Below are 23,138 nucleotides of genomic sequence, written 5' to 3' on the forward strand. Positions count from 1 at the left end.
AAAGATTACTTTGCTTTGTGTTTAGCAACTGACGCAAAAACTAATATAAAATACGTCAAGAATACTTATTTATTTATAGCAAAAAAAACCAATATTTAATATTTATTTTAAATAAGGAAAAACATACTGATTCATAGCACGTGCAACAGCGTTTTTTTGTGGTTTAGACATCGCGTATTTTACGTACGGTAAAATTTGTTTATATTTTTGTCTAGCAGCAATTGGCAAGCCAACTAATTTGAACATAGAAATATCATTAGCAGAGTCTCCAAAAGCCACAAATTCATCTAGCGGAACGTTTAGTAATTCACTTAATCTAATGACTGAATTACCTTTATTTGCTCCATGTTTAGTAATCTCATATAGTCAGTGAGATGTCTTACTGATGTCTAGCCCACAAATGCATACATCTTTTAATTCTTCTTCTACTTTAGTGAATTTTGCTTTTGACATTTTTCTCAAAACATTAATTTTATATACAACATCTTCATCGTCTAATTTGTTGACGTAATTAATTTTAGTTTTTTTGTTCATTAAATTAATTAATCAAGTTCAACCTTTGTATCCATACACGCCCATAGTTTTTTGCAAAATTCCATTTCTTGTGTATGATGCAAAACTTAAATGATTGTTTTTACAAATGGTTAAAATTTTGGATGCAACCTCCGGAGATAAGGTATTTTCTTCTACATATTCATTTTTTCAGTTGTCGTACAATAACGTACCATTTAAACAAGCGATGTATCTCACTTTTTTCCCGTGAGATAAGACTTCAAATTTATCTGCCACATTTTTAGCAGAAGTAAGCGATCTTCCCGTAACAAAACAAACAATACCACCTAAATCTATAAATTTAGATAAAGCTTGCACGTTATCTTGAGAAATTTTATATTTTTTGGCCAACAATGTGCCGTCTAAATCAATAGCTAAAACTTTATATTTCATATTATGAATATTATAAAAATAAAAGAACAAAGCTTTACAACTTTGTTCTTTCTTATTGATATAAATAATTAAATTATTTTAAGCTTTCAACTTTTTCAGTTAATGAATCAATGTCCATGTAACCAACTGTTCTAGCAATTTCAGAACCGTTTTTAATGTAAACGATTGTTGGTACAGATTGAACTCTGAATTCTGAAGCTAATTCGTTGTATTGGTCGATGTCTACTTTAACGACATTAATTGAGTCACCCATGTTTTCAGCTAATTCTACTAAAACAGGAGCAAGCATTTTACAAGGACCACATCATGTAGCGAAGAAGTCTACAACTGTTAATTTATCTTGTGAAGTTAATTCTTCGAATTGAACTTTATCTTTTAATTCCATGGTTTATACCTCCGTCTTTTGTTTATTATATTTTACTCTATATCTTATTCTAAGTTCGTTTTTTTAGATTTACTGTTTGACTTAATGTACTTACAATCAGGGTAATTACTGCAACCAGTAAATGGTTTTTTCTTCTTATTAATTCTAATAATTAATTCTGAACCACATTCTGGACATGATTCTCCTGTCTTATTAGCATCAGGAATAGATTCAGTGTATTTACATTTTGGGAACGCACTGCAAGCGATAAATTTAGTGCCATATTTACTTGTTCTGTAAACTAATTCAGAGCCATCGTTAGGACACATTCTACCAACTTTTTCTAATTCCACTTTTGGTAAATTAGCATACACTTCTTTTAATTGACTTTCAAAGTTTGGTGCAAAACTTTCTAGATAACCGTTTCATGAATCTTCACCGTTAGCAATTTTATCTAGTTCGTTTTCCATATCTACAGTAAATTCTGGTGTCATAATTTGCGGGAAGTCTTTTTTCAATTCACCAATTACATTCATTCCCACATCAGTTGGAATTAACTTTTGAGAATCTTTGTAAACATAGCCTCTTTCTTCGCCAATTTTAGTCATTGTAGCGTAAGTTGAAGGACGACCTACACCAGATTCTTTTAAAGCGGCAATTAAACTAGCTTCTGTGAAGTATGCTGGTGGTTGTTTTTCTTTTTCGATCAATTCAGCTTTTCCTTTATAAACTTTTCCAACTTCCATATTAGGGAATTTTTGTTTATATTGTTTTACTGTTTTTGCATAGTAATCTAAAACATAGTAACCATCAAAAGCAATATCTTTATATGAAGCAAAGAATTCTTCGTGTTCATTTTCAAAATATAAATTATGCTTGTTGAATAACGGTACATTCATCATTGAAGATACAGTTCTAGTTCAAATTAAATTGTATAGCTTGAAAATTTGCGGTGTTACTGAATCTTTAATTGATTCAGGTGTAATGTTTACATCAACTGGACGAATCGCTTCGTGAGCATCTTGAACGTTTAGTTGTTTTTCTTTATTTTTAGAAACTTTAGAAACCACAAAGTCTTTATTGTAGTACGCTTCACCAAACTTATCTAAAATAAATTCTTTTGTAGCGTTAGTAAAGTCAAGACTTAATCTTTCACTATCAGTACGTGGATATGAAATTAACCCAATTTGATTTCCGTTAATTTCTACCCCTTCAAACATTTTTTGGGCCACTGAAGTTGTTTTAGTTGCACTTCAACCTAAGTTAGTTGAAGCCATTTGTAATAACTTGTCTGTAGTAATTGGTTTTTGTGCGTCACCTTTAGTTTTTTTGGGATCATCAATCTTAGTTAACACAAAGTTGTCTGTTAACTTGTTGAACACTTTTTCCGCATCTTCTTTTAAGGCAAATCTAAATGTATTAGTTTCACTGTCTTCGTACGGTTTAGCTGTACAGTTTTTACCCGTAAAGATTAAATCTACACCATTTTCTAATGTTGCAGTGATTTCTAATCATTTAGAAGGTACAAATTGCAATCTTTCTAACTGTCTGTTCACCACAAACATTAAAGCAACTGATTGTACTCTACCAGCAGAAATAGCATGTTGTGTTTTTTTCACTAAAGCAGATAATTTATAACCAATTAAACGGTCTAAAATTCTTCTAGCAAATTGAGAATTTACTAAATCCATGTCAATTTCACGATAATTTTCAATTGCGTTTAAAATAGCAGTTTTTGTAACTTCGTTAAATGTAATTCTTCTACATTTAGCTCTTTCTTCTTCAGTTAAGATATCTCACACATGTCAAGAAATAGCCTCCCCTTCTCTATCGGGGTCGGTTGCAAGATAAATTTGATTTGCTTTTTTTGCATGTTTTTTGATTTCTTTAATGATAGGTTCTTTTGAGTTTCTAGTTTTAGAACCTACGACTTGTCAATATGGTTCAAACGTGTTGTAATCGTAGCCTTTGGTTTTGTTTAATTCTCTTAAGTGACCATAAGTGGCGATAACTTCATAATCATCACCAACGTATGATTGAATCGTTTTAATTTTGTTAGGAGATTCTACGATAATTAAATTTTTGTTGTTCATTCCTTACACTCCGTTCATAACATGTGTATACCGTAACTTATTATATACTACTACCGCTGATTATTCTAACTACTAATATATCGTTCAAATTCTTAATTAATTCCTATTATTTGCTTGTATTTCTTAATAAAGGTTAAATTATTTTTATTGAAATTATTATAAATAATTTCGGAATTTTTTAGCCTTGTTGGACAGTAAATTGGTTTAATTATATTTTCTTGGTTGATTGCCAAATTATTAATTTTCATTTCTGACCGACTATCTACCATTATGATGTCAGAAAAAGCATAAATTAAGCGTTCGAGATTTTGTCCTTCGCTATTTATTCATAATTCACTTCAGTGTTCTGAAATGAATAGTGCCTCTTTGTAATGTAAAAGTTTTTGCGTGTATAAACCTTTGTTAAATAACACAATAACTCTCAACTGGTTTTGTAAACAAAAATTTCAGAAATCTCGACTAATGTCTTGGCGTTCTAAACACAAAACATAAGTTGCGTTGATTTCTTTTAACGAATCAAATTCTTTCTTGTTTGGTTTGCCGATAAAACCTAAGACTTTTTCGTTAATCATTAATTTATTACCAATATAAAACATAGCAAAGGGTGGCATATAAATATCTTTTAGTTTATTCGGGTAATCTTCTTTTGTAATTCAAAACATTACCGGAGAATAATCTAACGCTTGTTTACGCGCTAATTTAAAATCAATGGCTTCCTTATTACAAACAGCGTGGTAAACTTGTTCTCAATTGCCGTGGTACTTTTGCAAAATATAAAAAATAAGGTTATTCATATAAAAAATCCTCCATTACTAAATAATGGAGGATGATTATGCTTTACTTATTGAATCATTACTTGTCGTAATTTACATTGGCAATTTTACATAATGTAAAATCATTATACACAGTATCTTCAAACCGGTTAATGTCCAATTCTTCGTTACTGATTAAATATTGTCTAGTTCGACAAACTTTTTCGACAAACTCATAATAATTGTCAGCTGAATCAATTTTGTAGTATTGTAAAAGTTCATTCAAGTTATTTTCTTTTAAATAATTAAAGCCAAATTCTAGTACTTTTTCTACTGGTAAAATTTCTTTTTTAATACAGTTAATTAAACCTAATTTAAATGCAGCTTCGTAATTATCAATTTTCTTAAACAAGATTCCTGGAGTATCAATTAAATCAAAGTGTTGGTTAATATTTACAATCCGTTGGTTTTTAGTTACTCCGGGCTTGTTTTGTGCCACTACAGTGTTTTTAGATTTTAATAAATTGATCAAACTAGACTTACCCACATTAGGTAATCCAACAATCATGATTAAGAATTTAGGATTAACTAACCCTTTTTTTCTTTTACTTACAAACTTATCATCTAAAATTTCGTACAGCTTTTTAATCACAGTTTGTTTAAAAGCTTTGTTTTTAATGCTGCCAATTAATAAGTGTTCGTTTGTATTATGTGCCTTGTTTAGAGTGCTTCAGTCTTCTTTTAAAGCAATTTGTAAAATTGGTTTATTATTGGCTAATTTTCTTAATTCTTCATTACTTGAAGTAGTTACACATCTTGAGTCCACCACTTCAATAAATAAATCCACAAGTTTAGTTCTATCTTTAATTTGATCCAAGGCCTTTTTCATGTGACCAGGAAATCAGTTAATTTTTGTATCAATTACATCCATAATTATTTTTCGTAAGTTGTTGTTGGCAATTCACCGTCAACTCCAAAGATTGAGTAAATTGTCACTAATCCTTCCTTATCAATTTCTCTAATATTAGAAATTAGAGTTGGTAAGTTTAAGTATGAACATACGGTTTCTAATGATTTATTCGTAAATGATCCACCTAAACTGTCTGTCGCACTTTGAGAAATTAAGATTTTGTATTGTCAGTCTCTTTCAATTAAGAAGAAGGCCACTTCCTGAGCTTTCTTAGAATAGATTTGGACTTTCACAATTTTATTCTTAGGGAAGAAGTAATTGTAAATTAATCCCGCAAGAACAGATGATAATAACGATGCCACGAGGTTTGGTGAGAAGAAGGCTTCCACCACCGCGTTTGTCGTTCTTTGTTCTGGTGTTGAGTTAATTAACCAACATACAAAGGACCCCAAGGTAACCCCTAAAATAATACTTGCGACGTTAAAGTAAGTTAAGAGTGTTCCAATAGATTTATTTTTCACTTTAGCGTAGTAGAATCCAAAAACGTCAGTCCCACCAGTAGATGAACCTAAAATATAGATCACACTATTGTTGATTCCACCAATTAAAGCAAAGACTACTGCATAAATAAATAAGCTTGGAATAATACCTTTACCTGAGTTTCAAGGAATTAATTGTACGCCTTGAACGTATAAAGGTGATGTTTCTGAGCTTAAGTCGCTCATGTCACCGAATACAAAGATTCCGTGACCATTGTTAACGAAACCTAAACCTAAACCGACTAGTTGGGCAAACGCAATATACACAATCGTTAAAAGTGCAAACTGTTTTCCAATTTTAAAATAGCCAAAAATTAATAGCGGGATATTTAAAACAAAATACAATCCTCAGAAAATGGCGTTGTATAAAATCATCGCTAGTTTAGTTTGTCCAGCATTTGTTAACACAATTTTAATAATTTTCGCTAACCCTTGAATAATCCCAGATACTCCCGGTGAATATACCCCGGTGTATTGTACCAATAACCATACAATTACTGAAGCTACCGCTCCAATTAAAGCTGTCAATAAATATTTTTGTCATAATTTATTGATTTTATAAACTGCACCCATCCGAATAGTCTTGGCTGAATACTTCACGTTTTGAATTTTCACCGATGTAGTATTCGCACTCTTTTTATGTAGTTTATTTAATTCTTCTAAGTAGGTTTTAATAGCTACAATTTTATCTTCTAAGATTTTAATCTTAGTGATTAATTCCGGCGTTTTATTAATTGTCTCATTGAACTCTTGTTCTAAAAGTTCTAGTTTTTCTTTCGCTTGGTTAATTTCTTCCGTGTAATTAGTTGTTGACACCACTGAGGTGTGTTGGTTGTTATAGTTCCCTGTTAAAACAGATTTGTTTTGCAAGTACCGCGAAAAGTTTCTCTCAATATTAAACCTTTTCTTTGGTCTATCTGATGTGATAATCATATAAAAACTACTTTCAAATAAAAAAATAGGTTAAAAAAATTAAGGAATATATAAATCTAATTATATGGATAACTTAATTGTTTATTAAAAAGATATCTACTATTAAAAAGTAGATATCTATTATAACAATTCGTGAAGAAATTATTTCTTAATAATTTCTTTAATTCTTGCAGATTTACCTGAACGTTGTCTCATGTATGAGATGTAAGCTCTACGAGTACGTCCGTAACGTTTAACTTCGATTTTTTCAACTAATGGACTGTTTACGTCAAAACCTAATTCAACTCAAACACCGTTAGATTCTTTACGTACGATTACAGTTTCAGAAGCACCGTTGCCTCTTCTACGTAATACGATACCTTCGAATTTTTGAATACGAGATTTTTTACCTTCAATAATTCTGTTTGATACAACGATAGTATCACCAGAACCAAATTCAGGTACGTCTTTTTTAACTTGTGAAACTGCTAATTCTTCTAAGATTTGACCTTTGTTAATTTTTAATGCTGCCATTTTTCTTTCCTCCTAATTTAATAAACTTTTCATATAAATCTGGACGATTTTGTTTTGTAATTGCGATTTGTTCATTTAACCTAAAGTCTGCAATTTTTTGGTGGTTACCACTCAAAAGTACTGCTGGAACTTCATGGTCTTCAAACTTTACAGGTTTCGTATAAACCGGATAATCTAATAAATAATTATTAAATGATTCATCAATTAAACTATCAGAGTTAATTACTCCATCTAGTAATCTGATAATACTATCAGCCATAACCATGGATGGAAGTTCGCCCCCAGTTAAGATGTAATCACCAATACTGACTTGCTCATCAATGTAATGAATGATCCTTTCATCAAAACCTTCATAATGTCCGGAAATGATAATGAGATGATCATATTCTTTAGCGGCATGAGTAGCCATTTCTTGGTTGAACACTTTACCCTTAGGAGTTGTTAATCAAACTAACGAATTATCTGTTTTAATTGCTCTAATACATGAAACAATTGCCGGAAGTGCTAGCACCATTCCTGGGCCGCCTCCATATTGATAATCATCCACTTTGTGATGTTTATCAACACTATAATCACGAAAATCAACACATTCAATTTCAACTTTTTTATTTAAAATTGCATGTTTAATGATTGACGTTTCGCAGAATGCTTTAAACATATCTGGGAAAATAGTTACAAAACTAATCTTAAAAATAGACATTATTTGCTTTCGTTTTTGCTGTCAGTTTTAGAAGAAGCTTTTGCTTGTTTGCTTTTTGCAAATTCTGCTCAAATTTTTTCTTGTTTTAAGAATGATTTAACTGTATCAGTTGGTTGTGCACCAGCGTTTAATCATTTAATGATAGCTTCAGTTTTAAGAGATTTTTCTCCCTTAAGTGGGTTGTATTGACCTAATAATTCAATGTATGCACCGTTTGCTTTAGCTTTTGAGTCAGCTACTACGATACGGTAAGTTGGTGATTTGTGACGACCAATACGTAACAATCTAATTTTTACCAATGTAAAGTACTCCTTGTAAATTTGTTTTACTTAATAACTATGATATTATAGCAAAAAAATAAAAAGGTGTTAAGTATTTTTACTTTACACCTCGTTATTATTTTTTCCGTTCTCTGTCATCCGCGTTTTTCTTACCTTCACGTAGATGGCAGTAACAACTAATGCAACTAAACCAAAGCCTAAAATTACACCAAAGACAATTCATGCAATATCACTATCAGACACAGAGTTAGATTCAGCTAACTCGTTAGCATTTTCTTTTAATTCTGGATAGAGATTATTGATTGTAATGTGGTATGTATACACCTTTTGTGGCAGTTGGTTGCTCCAAGTAAAGTTCATATCAAAATGAGCTACTGTACCGTCTTTTTCAGTTTTAAAGTTAGTCATAGATGCTAATGGTGCTGATTGGTTAGGCAAAGTATTCATTTGCACCAACGCGGTTTGTACCACTTTGACTACATTCGCTAAAACAGAATTATCTAATTGTTTGGCCGTCATATGAGATAACGGTGAACCAGGTAAAATAGTTAACTCTAATGAATTAGTTCTTTGGTTAATCCGAACTTTATTAGTGTTGGCTCACTCTTTTAACATTCCCATCAGTTTGTGGTCCACTTCAATATTTCTGTCCATTCCTGTATTATCTTTAGGAATAGGTGAAGCGTATAGTTGTAAACCCAAACTAGATGAAGCTTTTGTTGCTTTTACCAAATTACTAGTAGTTAATGCTGTGGGTACCACTACTGCCGTACCGATTAAAGCTCCTACTGCTGTATAAAGAGCAATTTTGCGTTTCTTTTGCATTTTTAGAACCCGCTAAAGCCGCCTTTACCAAATGGGTTTTTACCCATTTGTAACATTTTTCCCGCTTCAGCCATTTTATCTTTTGCTTCTTCTCAACGTTTTAATAATTTGTTTAATTCATCCATGTTTCTTCCAGAACCCTTAACTACTCTAAGTTTTCTTGAAGGTTGTTTCTTAAACAATTTTGGATTTCTACGTTCTTTTAAAGTCATTGAAGATAGCATAACTTTTCAGATGCCCATTTTTTGTTCAGCTTCTTCTAGTCTAGCTTCAGAGACCTTCATGTTCGCTGCCCCAGGCATCATTTTCATAATTCCGTTTAATGAACCCATTTTTGATAATTGTTCCATTTGTCTTAGAAGGTCTTCTAAGTCCATTTTGCCTGACAACATTCTTTGCATTGCGTTTTTAGCTTGTTTTTCATCGTAAACATCTGCTGCTTTTTCAGCTAATGTCATGATGTCACCTAAACCTAAAATTCTGTCAGCCATTCTTTCTGGGTAGAAGATATCAAGAGAACCAACTCTTTCCCCAACCCCAGTAAATTTAATTGGAACGTTAATAATTGATGTTAATGATAAAGCTGCCCCAGCTCTTGCGTCAGAGTCTAATTTAGTAATAACAATCCCTGTTAATTTTAGTCACTTATTAAATTCTTCAGCAACGTTAATCACGTCTTGACCAGACATTGCGTCTACGACTAATAAAATTTCATCCGGACTTAAAGCTTTTTTAACTTCAACTAATTCTTCCATTAATTCAACATTAGTTTGTAAACGACCAGCAGTATCGACAATTACTAAGTCGTTGTTTTGTTTATCTGCTAAATCTAGCCCTTCTTTTACAATTTGTTGCGCAGTAGTTGTTGTACCGTGTTGGTAGAAGTCTACATTGATTTCTTGTGCTAATGTGTTTAATTGATCAATCGCTGCTGGACGGTAAATATCACCAGCGATTAACAATGGCTTTTTATTATTTTTGTTTTTGTAAAAGTTAGCAATTTTTGCTACTGTAGTTGTTTTACCAGAACCTTGTAACCCAACCATCATAATTTTCATTTGTTTTTTATTAGTATTAATTTCAGCTTTTTCTTTACCTAAAATTTGTACTAATTCTTCTTTAATAACTCTTAAAACAAAATCAGCTGGATTTTCTTTAGGATCTAAAATTTGGCCAACAGTTTTTTCTTTAATATTTTTAATGAAGTCTTTAACAACTTTGATGTTAACGTCAGAGTCTAATAAAGCGACTCTAATTTCTCTTAAAAGTTCTTTAATGTCATCTTCTGTAATTGTCGCATTTCTCAATTTTTTAGACATTCTTTTTGAGACAATGTTTCCAATTAGTCCGTTTAATTTCATATTTTGCTTTCCTTTAAATAGTGCTTAAAAATGTTAATTATATTTTATAAAAATTACAGAAAAAGTAAATAAAGCACATGGCTCTTAACTTAGAAGAGTGCAATTTTTGTTTAATGCGTCTTGTGTACCGCTAATTCAATCGGAAAGAAATGGTGTTCTGTGTCATAAGTATATTCGATTTGTGCTTGATAAATCATCTCATCACTTGTAGTTTGTTTTAATTTGAGATCATTCACCGTTTTAATGATTTCTGGATTATTAATAGTCACCTTTAGTTGGTTATCTACCAGTGAATAAGATAAATACTTAGTTGCAATATTACTGTTCACTCTAATATCAGTGTTCATGTATTCAGAAGAATCCTTTGAAACATAATGACCATCATCATAAACATCTAACACGTCAGCAAAAGTGTTGTAACGGTTGTTTAAGCCTAATAAAGCTCCAGAAGTTGGATCGGTTACTACTCATTTTTGGAATTTCAATCCGTCAGGTTGATTAACGTGGTTTGTTGTTAGTTCCTCAGACGGAATTTGAGAGTTTAAAGCCGTCACAATTGTATCCGTTAATGTCACACTGTCTTTTTGTTGAGTTTTTGGATTGAAAAAATTATAAGTTGCTTCTGGTTTTAAATCTTTTACCCAATTTTCAATCGCGTTATGACCTGGGTGACCTTTGTAATAAATGTTATATTTAGTACCATATTCTTTTATAGTAGTTAATACCACGTCTTTATCGCTAGAACGTCCAGTACCAATAATGATTAAATTAGGACGGTGATTCAGTTCATCATTGTGTTTAACGATATCACGTGCTTCTTCTCAATTAATGCCAGTAATTTGGTTATATAAGTTTGTTAAACGATGGTGTTCTTTATCTCTTGTTTGAAAAATTAAATCTTTTAAGCTTTTGCTTGCATCTGAAAAATAAGGATAGAAGTTTTTTAAGCCTAAATCAGTGATTTTTTGAACATCACTATTTGATGAGAAAAAGTCCACAATCCCGTTGTATGTACCAGGGATTAAGTACTGAGTTTCACGGTTAAAGTGTCTTAGCTTTGGTGGATTAAATTGTTGTGTTTGTGGATTGGTAAATTCTTGTTTTAATTCAGGTCCTCAATCATCGGCAACTAAATCTCCAATAATGTTAGAGTCTTCTAGACCGAATAAGTGGACATTAGGATAAGATGCTAATTCCACTAAACGTGGTGCATCTTTAATATGGTCACTGTTCACCCAAATATTAATTTTCTTGGTTGGGTTAGCTTGAACAATCTTTCTAAACATCGGCACCACTCACGCTTCTGTATAAATACCCAAATCTTGGACAGTGGATTTTTGTAAATCAGCTTCTTTAGTTTTATCTACTACTTTACCATTTCTAAGAAATTCTTGAAATAAAGGTGCATTAAGGGCGTTTTGGAAGTTGTTAGTTTTTAAATATAGTCTTGATGAGTAGAAAAAATGAGTTTCTGTGGGAGCTAACATTGCTAGCCGAACTAGATTAAAGAAAGTTTGCACCCCATAAGATGAGTAATACATATTGATATCAGCTTCCTTTTGTAAGTCCGCAATGTTTTGAAAATGCTGCATTTGTTGCTTTAAGTCATATTTAACAAAACCGTTAGCACGCTCGTTTTTAGCAATTCTTGTCATGGAAATATTTTGCACAGCGTCAAAAATTCCATACGTCACGCCACCTAAAGCAGCAGTACCTAAAAGAGTACTTAAAGTAATAATGGCAGCCTTCTTTGCTTTTGTCTTCGTTTTCATACTTTCACCTCAAAAGAAAATTTACACAAAAATTAGTGTATGATATATTCTCATATTATCAAATAAAACATATTTGTGTTGTAATAGTGTTTTTTTAAAATTGAGAAAACAAAAGGAGAGCGGGTGTGCCACTCTCCTTTTTTTAAATTAAATCTACAAATTATCTGTTTTTTGCAATGTTGTAGAATGTGTTAACGATTGCTCCAGTACCTTTGTGTTGGTTTCTGAAGTCTTTATCAGCTGTAGCAGCTACGTCAAAGTGACCGTATGGTTTACCTTCTGTGAATTCTCTTAAGAAAGCAGCAGCTCTTGAAGAACCACCTCTCATGTCAGCTACAGAGTTAGCGATGTCTGCGTATCTTGAGCTTAATAAGTCTTTAAAGTCGTGGTGGAATGGTAATCTTCATACTAATTCACCAGCTTTTTCAGCTTGAGCTTCAATTCTGTGTCATACATCGTTTGTTGATGCTCAGATACCTGAGTATGTGTTACCTAATGAGAAGACCATTGCCCCTGTTAATGTAGCGATGTCGTATACTTCAGTAACTTTTAAGTCTCTTACAGCGTAAGTTAATGCATCAGCTAAGATTAATCTACCTTCAGCATCTGTGTTGTCAATTTCTACTGACATACCGTTGTATGAAACGATAACATCATCAGGACGTTGTGCGTTAGTGTCGCATAAGTTTAATACTAATGGCATTACAGCAACAGCGTTAACTTTTACGTTGTTTGTAGCTAAAGCATGAAGTGTTGATCCAACAATTGCAGCACCTGACATGTCGTATTTCATTCATCTCATATGTCCTGAAATCTTAATGTTGTTGCCACCAGTATCGAAGCAAACACCTTTACCAACGAAACCGATTAATTCTTCTTTGTTTTCTGGGTTACCTAAGTATTCGATAACCATTAATCTTGGTTGATCAGCTTCTTTTGTAGCAGCTTGGCCAACACCAACTAAAAGGTTCATACCTTTTTCTTCTAATTCTTTTCTTTCAAGAACAGTAATCTTAACGTTTAAACCAGCAAAGTGTTCTTTCATTAATTCAACGAATTTACCTGGCACCATTAAGTTAGATGGCATATCTTGTAATGATCTTGCAAAGTTTCTATCTTTTGCAACTTGGTGTCTTTCTTGAGCTAATTTAGTCATGCAGTGGTCTGTAATAACTAAAGTATGTTCTGGTCTTTCAGCACCTAATTTTTTGTTTAATGTTCAAGGAATCATTGAACCATATTCAACAGCGTTTACTAAAATATTGATTAATGTTTCGTGGTCTTCTTTTCTTACGATGTTTAAGAATGAATCTACATCAATATCGTAGCTAACTCTTGTTTCAGCTTCGATGAATGTTGATAATGCTCTGAATAATTCATCAGCTTCCAATTCTTTACCCATAACGATGTTGTAAGAATTTACTTCGTGATGGAAGATTTGGTGAGTACCTTTAATGTCTTCGAAGTCAGCAATACCGTGGTTAGCTTCAACAGCTTTTAACACACGTTTGCTTTCAAATTGATTAGAAATTTTCATACATATTTCTCCTATATGTTAATGATTAAGTGTTGCATTTAAAACTGACATAACTATCGTTCATGCAACAAATGTTGATAGATATGTAACTCAAGTAATAAAGAAAACTTTCTTAGTTTCTTTTTTTCTGACCTTTAAAAAGTCTTCGTATTCTTGAAGGTTGGATACATGGTCTATAGCATAGTCATGTCTAGAAACCTTTTGTCTTAAAGCATCTAACTTTATTAGACGAGAGAATTTCATCATACCATATCTCGTTGTCGCAAACATTCCTGTACGACCGATTGCTCATAAACCAATGAAACACATGGCAGCGCCTAAAATGTATCATATGATGTTGTATCATTGGTGGTATAAAAAGACTAAATGTTCTTTATTAGAGTAGCCCTTAGGAGTTAATCCTAAAGCTAGCCCTAAAGTAATCACTACGGCAATCGTTAAAGTAACCGCCGGAATAATTCCATCAGGATATTTACGTTCTTCGCCACCATATTGTGTAAATCTTTTTACTTCTTTACGTTTTAGGTTTCACTTATTACGTGAACCGTATCCTTCATTAATACCACCTAAAGGGTTTCCTTTTGCATTCAAGAGTTTACCTCCTCTTTTTGTCCGAACACGTAGTGTTCAGAATCACCATCAATTTTATGGAAGCTTGATAGATAATCATTTACGGTACTTGGATCGTAATTCATTCTTCTATCACTGAATTTAGCTAAGTTCATGTGAATTTTAGATAATTCAGGAGCCGCATTCATTAATGAAATGGTGTAAGGGTGAACCGGATTGTTGAAGATTTCTTCTGTATTACCCTTCTCTAAAATTCTACCATTATGCATGATAATCATTCTATTACATGCATAGTTAACCATTGATAAGTCGTGTCCAATGAAGACGAAGGTAATGTTTTTTTCCTTCGCTAAGTTTTTCATAATGTTAATTACTTGGGCTTGAACAGACACATCAAGAGCACTAATCGCTTCGTCGGCAATAATTAATTTTGGATTATTAATTAAGGCTCTGGCAATTACAATCCGTTGTCTTTGACCCCCACTAAATTCGTGTGGGTATCTAAAGGCATGTTCGTTTTTTAAACCAACTTCGTTTAGTGATTTATAAACCATGTTAAGTTTAATGTTATCTTTTAAGTCGCGACGTCTTAAAGCAACTTTTAATTTGTTCCGACTTAATAATCAGTCGAATAAATTAATGACTTCTACGTTATTTCTAAATTCGTCAAACACAACTAATGGTGCTTTTCTTTTAATCCGTAAGTCATTAGCAAAGATTCTAAAGTCTTCTAAATCGTCAGCGTTATCTTTGTTTAATTGTGTTCAAATTGCTTTGAATTGTTTTTTCTTATTAGCTACTTCTACGTTAATTTTTTTGATGTATTGTTTTACTTCATTAATTACTAATTTAGTGTCAGCCAATAAGGTTGATCTTTGTTGTTGAATTTGGACAACTTTTTCTTTATTAGCAGCAGTTTTCTTTTCAGTTAATTGTTGTTCTAAAACTTTTAAACTTTCAGTAAATTGCTTTAACTTCATTTGTCTTTGTTCGATAATAGACTTATCAACCAAATGAGTTTGGTTTGCTTCTCACGCTTGCTTTTGTTGATTTAACCGAGCTAATTCTTCATTAACTTGGTCTAGCTTTGTGTGAATGACTTTTGCTTTTTCATAAGAAGGGAAAGCTTTCAAATCAAATAATGTTGTTAAATCAAAAGTGTTAATTGTTTCAGTGACCTTAAATGTTTTAATTCAATTTTCTAATTCAACTATTTGTTCTTGATTACGCGTTTTTTTCAACTCTTCAATCAATTCATATTTGTGTTTAATGAACTCAAAAGTATATTTATTTACCTTTTCGTAGCATTGTAAAACACCTTGTTTATCAATTAAATTAAAACCAGTAAACTGTGCCATTATTTCGTAATTTAAAATCTTTTGTAAGATTTTAATTTGAACATCCAATGCATTTAAATAGTTACCAGTAATGTTTAATTCTCTTCTCGCTAACACTAAGTCCTTTTTTAAAGAATGCATGTAGTAGTTAAAGAATTTTTTAGCTTTTACTGGGTCGATGTAATAATCATCATCCATTAAAGTTATCTTGGCTTTATTTAAAACAGCAATTTGGTTGTTTAACTGAATATACTCATCAGTAAATGTCAAGTTTTGATTTATTTGGTTTACCTTAGCTTGTAAAGTTTGGATTTGGTGCATTAACACCATATCACTATCTTGTTTTTCAAACTCATGGTAATCGTTCAAGATTTCCCGATATTTAGACACTGACTCAAATGATTTAGTAAAGCTTTGTTTGATACTTTGGTCTAAATCATCTAGCAAGTTAAAGAAGACTGATTTGTTTTCTGAGAAAGTAATTTCTTCATCATAATTTCAGTTTTGAATTTTTTCTAACGTTAACTTGTATTGTGCTAAACATTCCTTATAGAACACAGCGTAAATATTTTGCATGTGTTCTAATTTTTTTTCTTCGATAAAAGCATCAGCTAAACGAGAAATGTTTTGGAAATCTTTAATTTTTTCTTTTGCAATCTGTTTTAAACTACCGTTCACAATTAAGGGTTCAGCAATTAAGTTTAAAACATTCTTTTTGGGGTTTAAAGAAGACATTGGGTCTTGGAAAATCATTTGCATGTTTTTAGCCAAGAACTTAGTAATCTTCTTATCATTACTTTTGTCAGAAATTAATTTATCATCAAAAATAATGCTTCCTGAACTTGGTTCTAATAATCTAATAATAGTTTTACCTACTGTAGATTTCCCAGAACCTGATTCACCAATAACTCCAAAGAAATCGGTTTCGTAAACTTGGAAGTTGGCGTTATTAATTGCTTTAAAGAAACTTTCATTTTTAATAAAGAATTTATATAAACCTTTAACGTTTAATAAAACCTTTTGATTTTCTAAATTACTCATTAATTATCAGCCCCTTCCGTTTCCTTATTTTCAGAGTCATCGGTATGTTTGTCTGATTGACTTGATTTATTTGTTGACTGAGGACGTTGCTTCTTTTCGATAGAAGCTAACGCAATAGCCGCTTTTTGTCTCACTTCGTTTGGAATTGGAATTCTTTCTGCATCCGGACTTAATAATCAAGTGGCAGCGTAGTGAGTATCACTGATTTTAAACATCGGTGGTTCTAATTGGAAGTCAATTTTTAAAGCATATTTATTTCTCGGAGCAAAGGCATCACCTTTAGGTGGGAATAACATGTTTGGTGGAGTTCCCGAAATACTTACTAATTCATCTTTTGAAGATGGATCAGGAATAGAAGAAATTAACGCTCAAGTATATGGGTGTGCCGGACAAGTAAAGATATCTTTAGTTGTTCCTTTTTCAATAATTTTTCCAGCATATACTACATTAATATAATCACAGAAGTTTGCAACTAAAGCAATGTTATGGCTAATGAAAATAATTGAAATGTTTAGGTTATCTCTTAGCTTTTTAATTAATTCTAAAACTTTGGCCTGGATAATTACGTCTAGGGCTGTAGTTGGTTCATCAGCAATAATTAAGTCTGGTTTTACAGCTACGGCCATTGCGATAGCAATTCTTTGACGCATCCCCCCACTAAATTCATGAGGATAAGCTTTAACTTTTTGTTCTGGATTGACAATTCCAATAAAGTTTAATAAGTCAATCATTCTTTTATACATAACATCTTTTTTAACGTTATGTTTGTATTCTGCTTTGGCTTGTTGCATTTCTGCGCGATAGTTTGGTGTCTTCGCTTTTTGCAGTTCAAACAATTTTCATTGCAGACTACGATATTCAGAGACTTTAATTGCTTCCAAGATTTGGCTCGCAATAGTTTTTGTCGGATTTAATGACATTAAGGGGTCTTGAGGAATATAAGCGACTTTGGTACCACGGATGTAAACTCATTGTTTTCTTTTAATCGTAGTTAAATCAATGTTTTCCAAGTTGAATAAATCGGCAGTGGTTGTAGAACCATCGTTAAAACCAATAATTGATTTCAACATTACTGATTTACCAGAACCTGATTCACCTACTAAGCCTACGATTGAACCACGTTTAATTTCTAAATCAATTCCTCTTACCGCTCTTAAAGTACCGGCTTTGGTTTTAAAACTAACTGATAAGTTTTTGACACTTAGTAAAGTATCGTTATCAATCTTTTTTTCTTCATCCGTAATAAAATTTTTGTCAGTTAAAATATTTCTCATTTAGTTAATCCTTTATGCACTAATTTTTGGGTCAATCGCATCGTTCAAGTTATTAGCAATAATAATTGATGATAGCGTTGTTAAAACTAGGGTTAGGGCTGGACCCACCAATAGTCATGGATAAACTTCTAATCATGCGGTGTTAATCATTGTACCTAAAGATACAGAGCCAGATGATTGTAAGCCTAAGAAGACTAATGAAGTTTCAAAGAAGATAATTACTGGAATTCTGTTAACGAAGACAACTAGTAATCTACCTACAATGTTTGGAATTAAGTGACTGAAGATGATTCTAATTTGTGAAGCACCTAAAGTTTTAGCTGCTTGAACAAATTCAGAGTCTTTGTACTTAATTACATAAGTTCTTGCAATAATTGCTGAACCCATTCAAGTGGTAATAATCAATGTTAAACAAATTGTAAAGATGTCTAATGAACCGCCAGAAACAGCGACAGAGATAATTAACACTCAAACGATTAATGGAACACCAGAGATAATTTCAATAATTCTCATCATGATAGTATCTGGTGCTTTACCAGCGAAGCTACCAGCAATTGATCCGTAAATTGTACCAATAATTACAGAACCGGCAGCAGCGATAATTGAGACAATTAATGATTTAGCAGTTGCATACCACATTAAGTCTCATCAGTTTCTACCAACACCATCTGTCCCCATAATTGGGTAAACATTTCTAAGAGCTGGTAAAACGTATGGGTTGTAGTCCTTTAAGACTCATGAAGAACCTTGTTGAGTTGCTGACGCAAATAAGTGTTCACAACCCGGTGTATGTTCTTTAATATCTAATAAAACGTTATAAACTTCTTGGGTTACGATTCTTTGAGAGACAATTCCGGTCAAGCCGACGAATGGTGCTCTCGGTGGTAAGTAACCAACGATTGTACTTGATAAGTGACCAATACTTTCGTTAGTTGAGTTTGGTGTTGCTAATGGAATAATAAACGCCATTAAGATAATCGCAGCCAAGATAATTGTAAAGATGATAGCAACTTTAGATTTAGCAAATCTTTTCACCACATCTTTAATGTATGTTGATTTTTTACCAACGATTTGTTCGTTGTTGAATGAATAGTTTTTAATTGGTTTGAAGTAATTTGGTTTAATACTCTTTTGAATGTATGTTGATACTGAGTAATCTTGAGCTACTAAAGTTTGTACTGGAATTTGTTGCAGTGACATTTGAATAGCTTCTTTACTAATTAATTCAGACTTTAACTCTTCATCCGCTTTTTCTGATTCTAATAACTCTAATTCATATTCTTTTTGCATTTGAGATACTTTATCAGCATGTGCTTGCACCATTACTGGTGTAGGATGTAATGTATTTTCTTTAGATTTTTGGTAATCTAGTTTTGATTTAATTTTTTTGAAAATTGAAATATTCTTTGAAGCTGCCAATTTAATTCTTGGATCAATATATGTGTAAGAAATGTCGACAGCAATTTGCAATGCAAAGTAAATACCTGAATAGAACATTGTACTAAACATCACAATATAGATTTCTTTATCTTGGATCGCGCTAATTAAAATAGTTGATGATCCAGGGATGTTAAAGAATTTTTCAATAATAATTGATCCGGTTAAAATTCCCATAAATGATGGTAATAGACACGCTAAGACCGGAATCATTGCATTTCTCAATGCATGCGTGAAAATAATTTTTGTGAAACTAATACCTTTAGCAAGAGCAGTTTTAATGTAGTCTTGTTTGAAGATGTCCACTAATTCGTTTCTTGTATAGTAGAAGATTGCACTAATTGAAGACAACGTCATTGCGGCAATTGGCATAATCAGAGATAGTGCCTGTTGACCGGGTGTACCATTACCGGGTGCGATAAATTGGGTTGGTAACCCAATAACCCCAGCTAATTTAACTAAATATAATGCAAAAATAAATGATGGGACCGCTAAGAATAAAACGGCCAAAATATTTACACAGGTATCAACTAAAGTACCCCGATATCTAGCAGCAACAATTCCTAACGTAATACCTAAAATACTTGAAAGTATAAACGCTGGACCTGCGACCATAATCGTGTATTGAATTGGCACCAAGGTTTTCTGCACGACGGTTTGTCCGTCTGAGTTATATACAACCCCAAAACGACCTTTTGTAAATATACCAGCAATAAATTTAAATAATTGGATAACCGGGTTATCTAGTAACCCTTTTGACCGCAACATTTGGTAATAGTATTCAGTTGTTCAGTTTTGTTCTTTTTTAAGCGGATATCCTGGGATGGCTTGCATCAGGAAGAAAATCAAGATAGTCAAGATAATCAAGGCCAATGCAGCTAGCAAGATCCGCCGAATTATGTACCTAGTCATTATTCTCCACTTTTTAAATGTGCCTTTCACACATTAATGTATTCTGGTCAAGTTCATTCGGTGATACCACCAAGTCTTTTACCAGGTTTTTCAAATTCAGGATTCATTTCTGTTGTTACTTTATAAATAGCTAAACTTCAGTAAGTTAGTCTTGAATTTGAAATATCATCGCTTAAGTTATCTACACCGTATGGCATAAATGAGTTTTGAATCACTTGTGATTTTCCACTATCGATGATAGAAGTTAATGCGAATCAGTTGATGCAGTCGTTAATAGCCGTTCTAATAATGGCACTTGATCTGTCAATAGCCGGTAATAATTTACCGTCTGGACCTGTCGCATCAATTGGAGTAAAGAAGTTTTTTACGATTAAGTCGTAGTATCCATCAGAAATTTTAGATTTTACTTTAGGATGGTAACCATCTTTAAATACGTAGTTACCATATTTATCCATAGAAACGTATTTATCGCTAAAAGGAACTTCCTTGTCGTTCTTATCGAATAACTTGATTGTTCCTTTACCATCAACTTCTAGAACTCTTAAGTTATAAGGAATCAAGTTTGACTTATCTAATTTAAGAGTGCTTTTTTGGTAAACTTCTTTTGAAAGAGTTGGATTTGCATAAGTCTCAGCTAATTTAGCTGTCGGAATGTCTGATTCGTCCAACTCGTTAATTTTGAATTGTTCGTAAGCTAATTGAACGTTGTAAGCAGAAGAATAAATTGATTTAACTTCATCAAATTTTTTAATTGGTAATTCTACAGGTTCAGTTTTGCCAGTAAATTTACCGTCTTTTTCAATTTTCTTTTGAATTGTAATCTTACCGTTCAAGAAGTTTTGACAATAATTTGGATTATCAGCAACATCCTTTCATGGTCCAGGGTTTTCTACACTTTGTCCAAAATAATGTTTGTTGATTTTGAATACAATTTGTTGCGTGTTAATTTGGTTCACTGTATATGGACCAACACTTCATAATTGTTTTCAAACATTTGGGTCTTGGTAGAAACCACAACCATAGAATTTGCTCATATCCACTAATTTGTTATCAGAAATGTTTAACACACCGTTAGTTTGACTAACGTGAGCAATACTTTCAAATTTTTGATCATTAGTAATGTTTTGTACTAATGGACTAAATTCAGGTAAAGCAGCAAAATATTGTTTTGTTAAGATATCCACAATATCACTACCACTTAAAGTTGGGTTGTCAAAGTAAATTCTGAAAGTTTTATGTTGTTCTGGTGAAGTGTTACGAGCTTGGTTACCCGGATAACTCAACATCTTGTTCATATCAAGACCTAGTAAATCCATGAAGTAGCCGTTGTAGTTCAATTTAACACTTACAGATCTTTCATAAGCTTTGAAACCTGCTCAATAATCTTGTGGTGATAAATAATGAATGTTGTTTGTTGTATTTCCTTCATAGTTAACTCATGGTAGAGGTCTAATCGGAATATCAACATATTTTGATCCATCTTTATCAATACCACATTTGATATCAGAGAATGAATTGTCAGTAAAACCACTATCAATAACTTCTTCTAAGTGTTTTGGGTTCGTCATTGCACCATCGGCGTTTAATGATAAACCATAATTACTCTTATAAGCAGATTCTTGATTGTAGAAATCTCCGTGTGTTGATCAGCTGAATAAATTTGTAAAAGTTGAGCTTAAAACGTTATTTGTACCTTTATTAAATGAAGGGTTAAGAACTGTAATGTTACCCAAGAATGGGTTACCTTTTAATCAGTTACGGAAAACTCCATCGCCCTTGTAAATTTCAGGATTGTAGTATCAATCTCTAAAACTCTTTGAACTATTAATGTTTTCAGGAGCATGAGCCCCTAAACGTACTAAACTAGCAGTCTTTGTATTTGGTCCATCTTGAACGTATGGAATGTTTGGTTTGTATTGTGTTAAAAAGTCCATCAAGTTTGTTTGCATTGAGGCTTTAAAACTTTTTAAACCACCGTGGAATGATGTGTAAGTACCATCCTTATATAAGTTAGGATCATTATCATCCATTGGCACTGCTTCATATTTTTTAGCTTCTGGTGAATCGGCTCAAGCAGAAATTGCGTTCGATAACGAAGTGTAAATTGCACTTGAAGACACACCTTTTTCTGTATAAGACATTAATTCATTCATGTCCATTACATGGTTTTCTTTATTTACTAACGGTACAAATTGACCGTTTTTATCTTTAAAACCAAAATTACGTTTTTTAATGTAGTTTCTTAAGTTATCTACTCAAGACTTATGTTCCACATTCATTGTTTCATTTACAACAGTAATTTTGTGGTTCATGGCCGCTGCTACAGCCGGTCATAAGTTGGCAATTTGTTGATCTTGGAACATGTACGTTAATCAAGTACCTACGTCATTGTAGTCTGGACTTCAAATCATTGAAATCATGTCAGCGTTTTGTTGGTAAAAACCTTGCTGAACTGTACTTGGGCTACGTTGAATCATGTTAAAGCTTAAGTTGGGGTTAATTGCCTTTAATGTTTTATTAAGTTCTTCAAAAAAAGAAACTTCCCCCGGAGTAGGAGAAGCTTTCAAATTGATGTAATCAAGAGTAAGACCCTTATATTCCTTATGTTCTTGCTTATACTGTTTAAAAACTTCTGATACTTGCCGTTCTAAATCATTAATATATTTTTGTTTAGGTGATATAGTGTCGATGGCAAAATTATCATTTGATCTCTCAAATGATTGTGTTCCTTCGTTTTGATTCATAGGTGCTTTAAAATTCATCAAGTATGTACTTGTTGCTTGAGGAGCACGTGAATCACTTGCGATGGCTAATAAGCCTAATAAAGGAGTTGCCACAATAGCAGTAACACCTATACCTATTAAAAACTTTTTAAATCTCATTTTTTATACCTTTACATTATAAGTATATTACATTTTTTTGACCGTTTTGACCGCTGGAGGCCATTATAAAAGGGGATGACAAAAGTTTTATATATAAATATATTTATATATAAATATAGGCGAAATAAAAATTTGAGATTTTTTTATTTTTGGAGAAAAT

At 32.3% G+C, this 23,138-nt stretch carries 17 protein-coding genes and 1 pseudogene; all 18 read right to left on the bottom strand.

The window, feature by feature from the left end; all coding sequences use genetic code 4:
* Window positions 1-102: 102 nt before the first annotated feature.
* Window positions 103-945 (bottom strand): HAD family hydrolase, encoded by an 843-nt coding sequence (locus ABWU82_RS01905; protein ID WP_353289815.1) that lies wholly within the window; start codon window positions 943-945, stop codon window positions 103-105.
* 73 nt (window positions 946-1,018) lie between these two features.
* The gene (gene trxA / locus ABWU82_RS01910; protein ID WP_353289816.1) at window positions 1,019-1,330 is read right to left on the bottom strand and encodes a thioredoxin; all 312 of its coding nucleotides are present in this window, start codon (window positions 1,328-1,330) and stop codon (window positions 1,019-1,021) included.
* Window positions 1,331-1,374: 44 nt separating this feature from the next.
* The gene (gene topA, locus ABWU82_RS01915) at window positions 1,375-3,402 is read right to left on the bottom strand and encodes a type I DNA topoisomerase (protein ID WP_353289817.1); all 2,028 of its coding nucleotides are present in this window, start codon (window positions 3,400-3,402) and stop codon (window positions 1,375-1,377) included.
* A gap of 92 nt (window positions 3,403-3,494) precedes the next feature.
* A complete protein-coding gene (locus ABWU82_RS01920; protein WP_353289818.1) occupies window positions 3,495-4,196 on the bottom strand; it encodes a hypothetical protein in 702 nt (233 codons plus the stop codon).
* 58 nt (window positions 4,197-4,254) lie between these two features.
* Complete coding sequence (gene ylqF, locus ABWU82_RS01925) at window positions 4,255-5,085, bottom strand: ribosome biogenesis GTPase YlqF (RefSeq protein WP_353289819.1); 831 nt, start codon at window positions 5,083-5,085, stop codon at window positions 4,255-4,257.
* 2 nt (window positions 5,086-5,087) lie between these two features.
* The gene (locus ABWU82_RS01930; protein WP_353289820.1) at window positions 5,088-6,536 is read right to left on the bottom strand and encodes a YitT family protein; all 1,449 of its coding nucleotides are present in this window, start codon (window positions 6,534-6,536) and stop codon (window positions 5,088-5,090) included.
* A gap of 141 nt (window positions 6,537-6,677) precedes the next feature.
* Entirely contained in the window at window positions 6,678-7,049 is a 372-nt protein-coding gene (gene rplS / locus ABWU82_RS01935) for a 50S ribosomal protein L19 (RefSeq protein WP_353289821.1), read from the bottom strand.
* A complete protein-coding gene (gene trmD / locus ABWU82_RS01940; protein WP_353289822.1) occupies window positions 7,030-7,749 on the bottom strand; it encodes a tRNA (guanosine(37)-N1)-methyltransferase TrmD in 720 nt (239 codons plus the stop codon). Before trmD ends, rplS begins: the two co-directional genes overlap by 20 nt.
* On the bottom strand, window positions 7,749-8,048 hold the full coding sequence (rpsP, locus tag ABWU82_RS01945) for a 30S ribosomal protein S16 (RefSeq protein ID WP_353289823.1): 300 nt from the start codon (window positions 8,046-8,048) through the stop codon (window positions 7,749-7,751). The genes trmD and rpsP overlap by 1 nt, the downstream gene beginning before the upstream one ends.
* Window positions 8,049-8,132: 84 nt before the next feature.
* Window positions 8,133-8,855 carry a hypothetical protein gene (locus tag ABWU82_RS01950; RefSeq protein ID WP_353289824.1) on the bottom strand — a complete coding sequence of 241 codons (723 nt, stop codon included), beginning with the start codon at window positions 8,853-8,855 and terminating at the stop codon, window positions 8,133-8,135.
* 2 nt (window positions 8,856-8,857) lie between these two features.
* Window positions 8,858-10,216 carry a signal recognition particle protein gene (gene ffh / locus ABWU82_RS01955; protein ID WP_353289825.1) on the bottom strand — a complete coding sequence of 453 codons (1,359 nt, stop codon included), beginning with the start codon at window positions 10,214-10,216 and terminating at the stop codon, window positions 8,858-8,860.
* A gap of 110 nt (window positions 10,217-10,326) precedes the next feature.
* The gene (locus ABWU82_RS01960; protein ID WP_353289826.1) at window positions 10,327-11,988 is read right to left on the bottom strand and encodes a hypothetical protein; all 1,662 of its coding nucleotides are present in this window, start codon (window positions 11,986-11,988) and stop codon (window positions 10,327-10,329) included.
* A 160-nt stretch (window positions 11,989-12,148) separates the two neighbouring features.
* Window positions 12,149-13,525 carry a leucyl aminopeptidase gene (locus tag ABWU82_RS01965; RefSeq protein WP_353289827.1) on the bottom strand — a complete coding sequence of 459 codons (1,377 nt, stop codon included), beginning with the start codon at window positions 13,523-13,525 and terminating at the stop codon, window positions 12,149-12,151.
* A gap of 18 nt (window positions 13,526-13,543) precedes the next feature.
* Entirely contained in the window at window positions 13,544-14,116 is a 573-nt protein-coding gene (locus ABWU82_RS01970; protein WP_353289828.1) for a hypothetical protein, read from the bottom strand.
* Window positions 14,092-16,371 (bottom strand): annotated as a pseudogene (locus ABWU82_RS01975) (ATP-binding cassette domain-containing protein); the annotation flags it as partial. The gene ABWU82_RS01970 and the pseudogene ABWU82_RS01975, both read right to left, overlap by 25 nt.
* A 101-nt stretch (window positions 16,372-16,472) precedes the next feature.
* Window positions 16,473-17,747 carry an ABC transporter ATP-binding protein gene (locus ABWU82_RS01980; protein WP_353289830.1) on the bottom strand — a complete coding sequence of 425 codons (1,275 nt, stop codon included), beginning with the start codon at window positions 17,745-17,747 and terminating at the stop codon, window positions 16,473-16,475.
* A gap of 12 nt (window positions 17,748-17,759) precedes the next feature.
* Window positions 17,760-20,096: an ABC transporter permease subunit gene (locus ABWU82_RS01985; protein WP_353289831.1), complete on the bottom strand. Its 2,337-nt coding sequence runs from the start codon at window positions 20,094-20,096 to the stop codon at window positions 17,760-17,762.
* Window positions 20,096-22,933, bottom strand: coding sequence for an MG321/MPN456 family lipoprotein (locus ABWU82_RS01990; protein ID WP_353289832.1), 2,838 nt, complete (start codon window positions 22,931-22,933; stop codon window positions 20,096-20,098). Before ABWU82_RS01990 ends, ABWU82_RS01985 begins: the two co-directional genes overlap by 1 nt.
* Window positions 22,934-23,138 lie beyond the last annotated feature (205 nt).

The organism is Ureaplasma ceti, from assembly GCF_040369755.1.
GTDB classification, from domain to species: Bacteria; Bacillota_I; Bacilli_A; order Mycoplasmatales; family Mycoplasmoidaceae; genus Ureaplasma; species Ureaplasma ceti.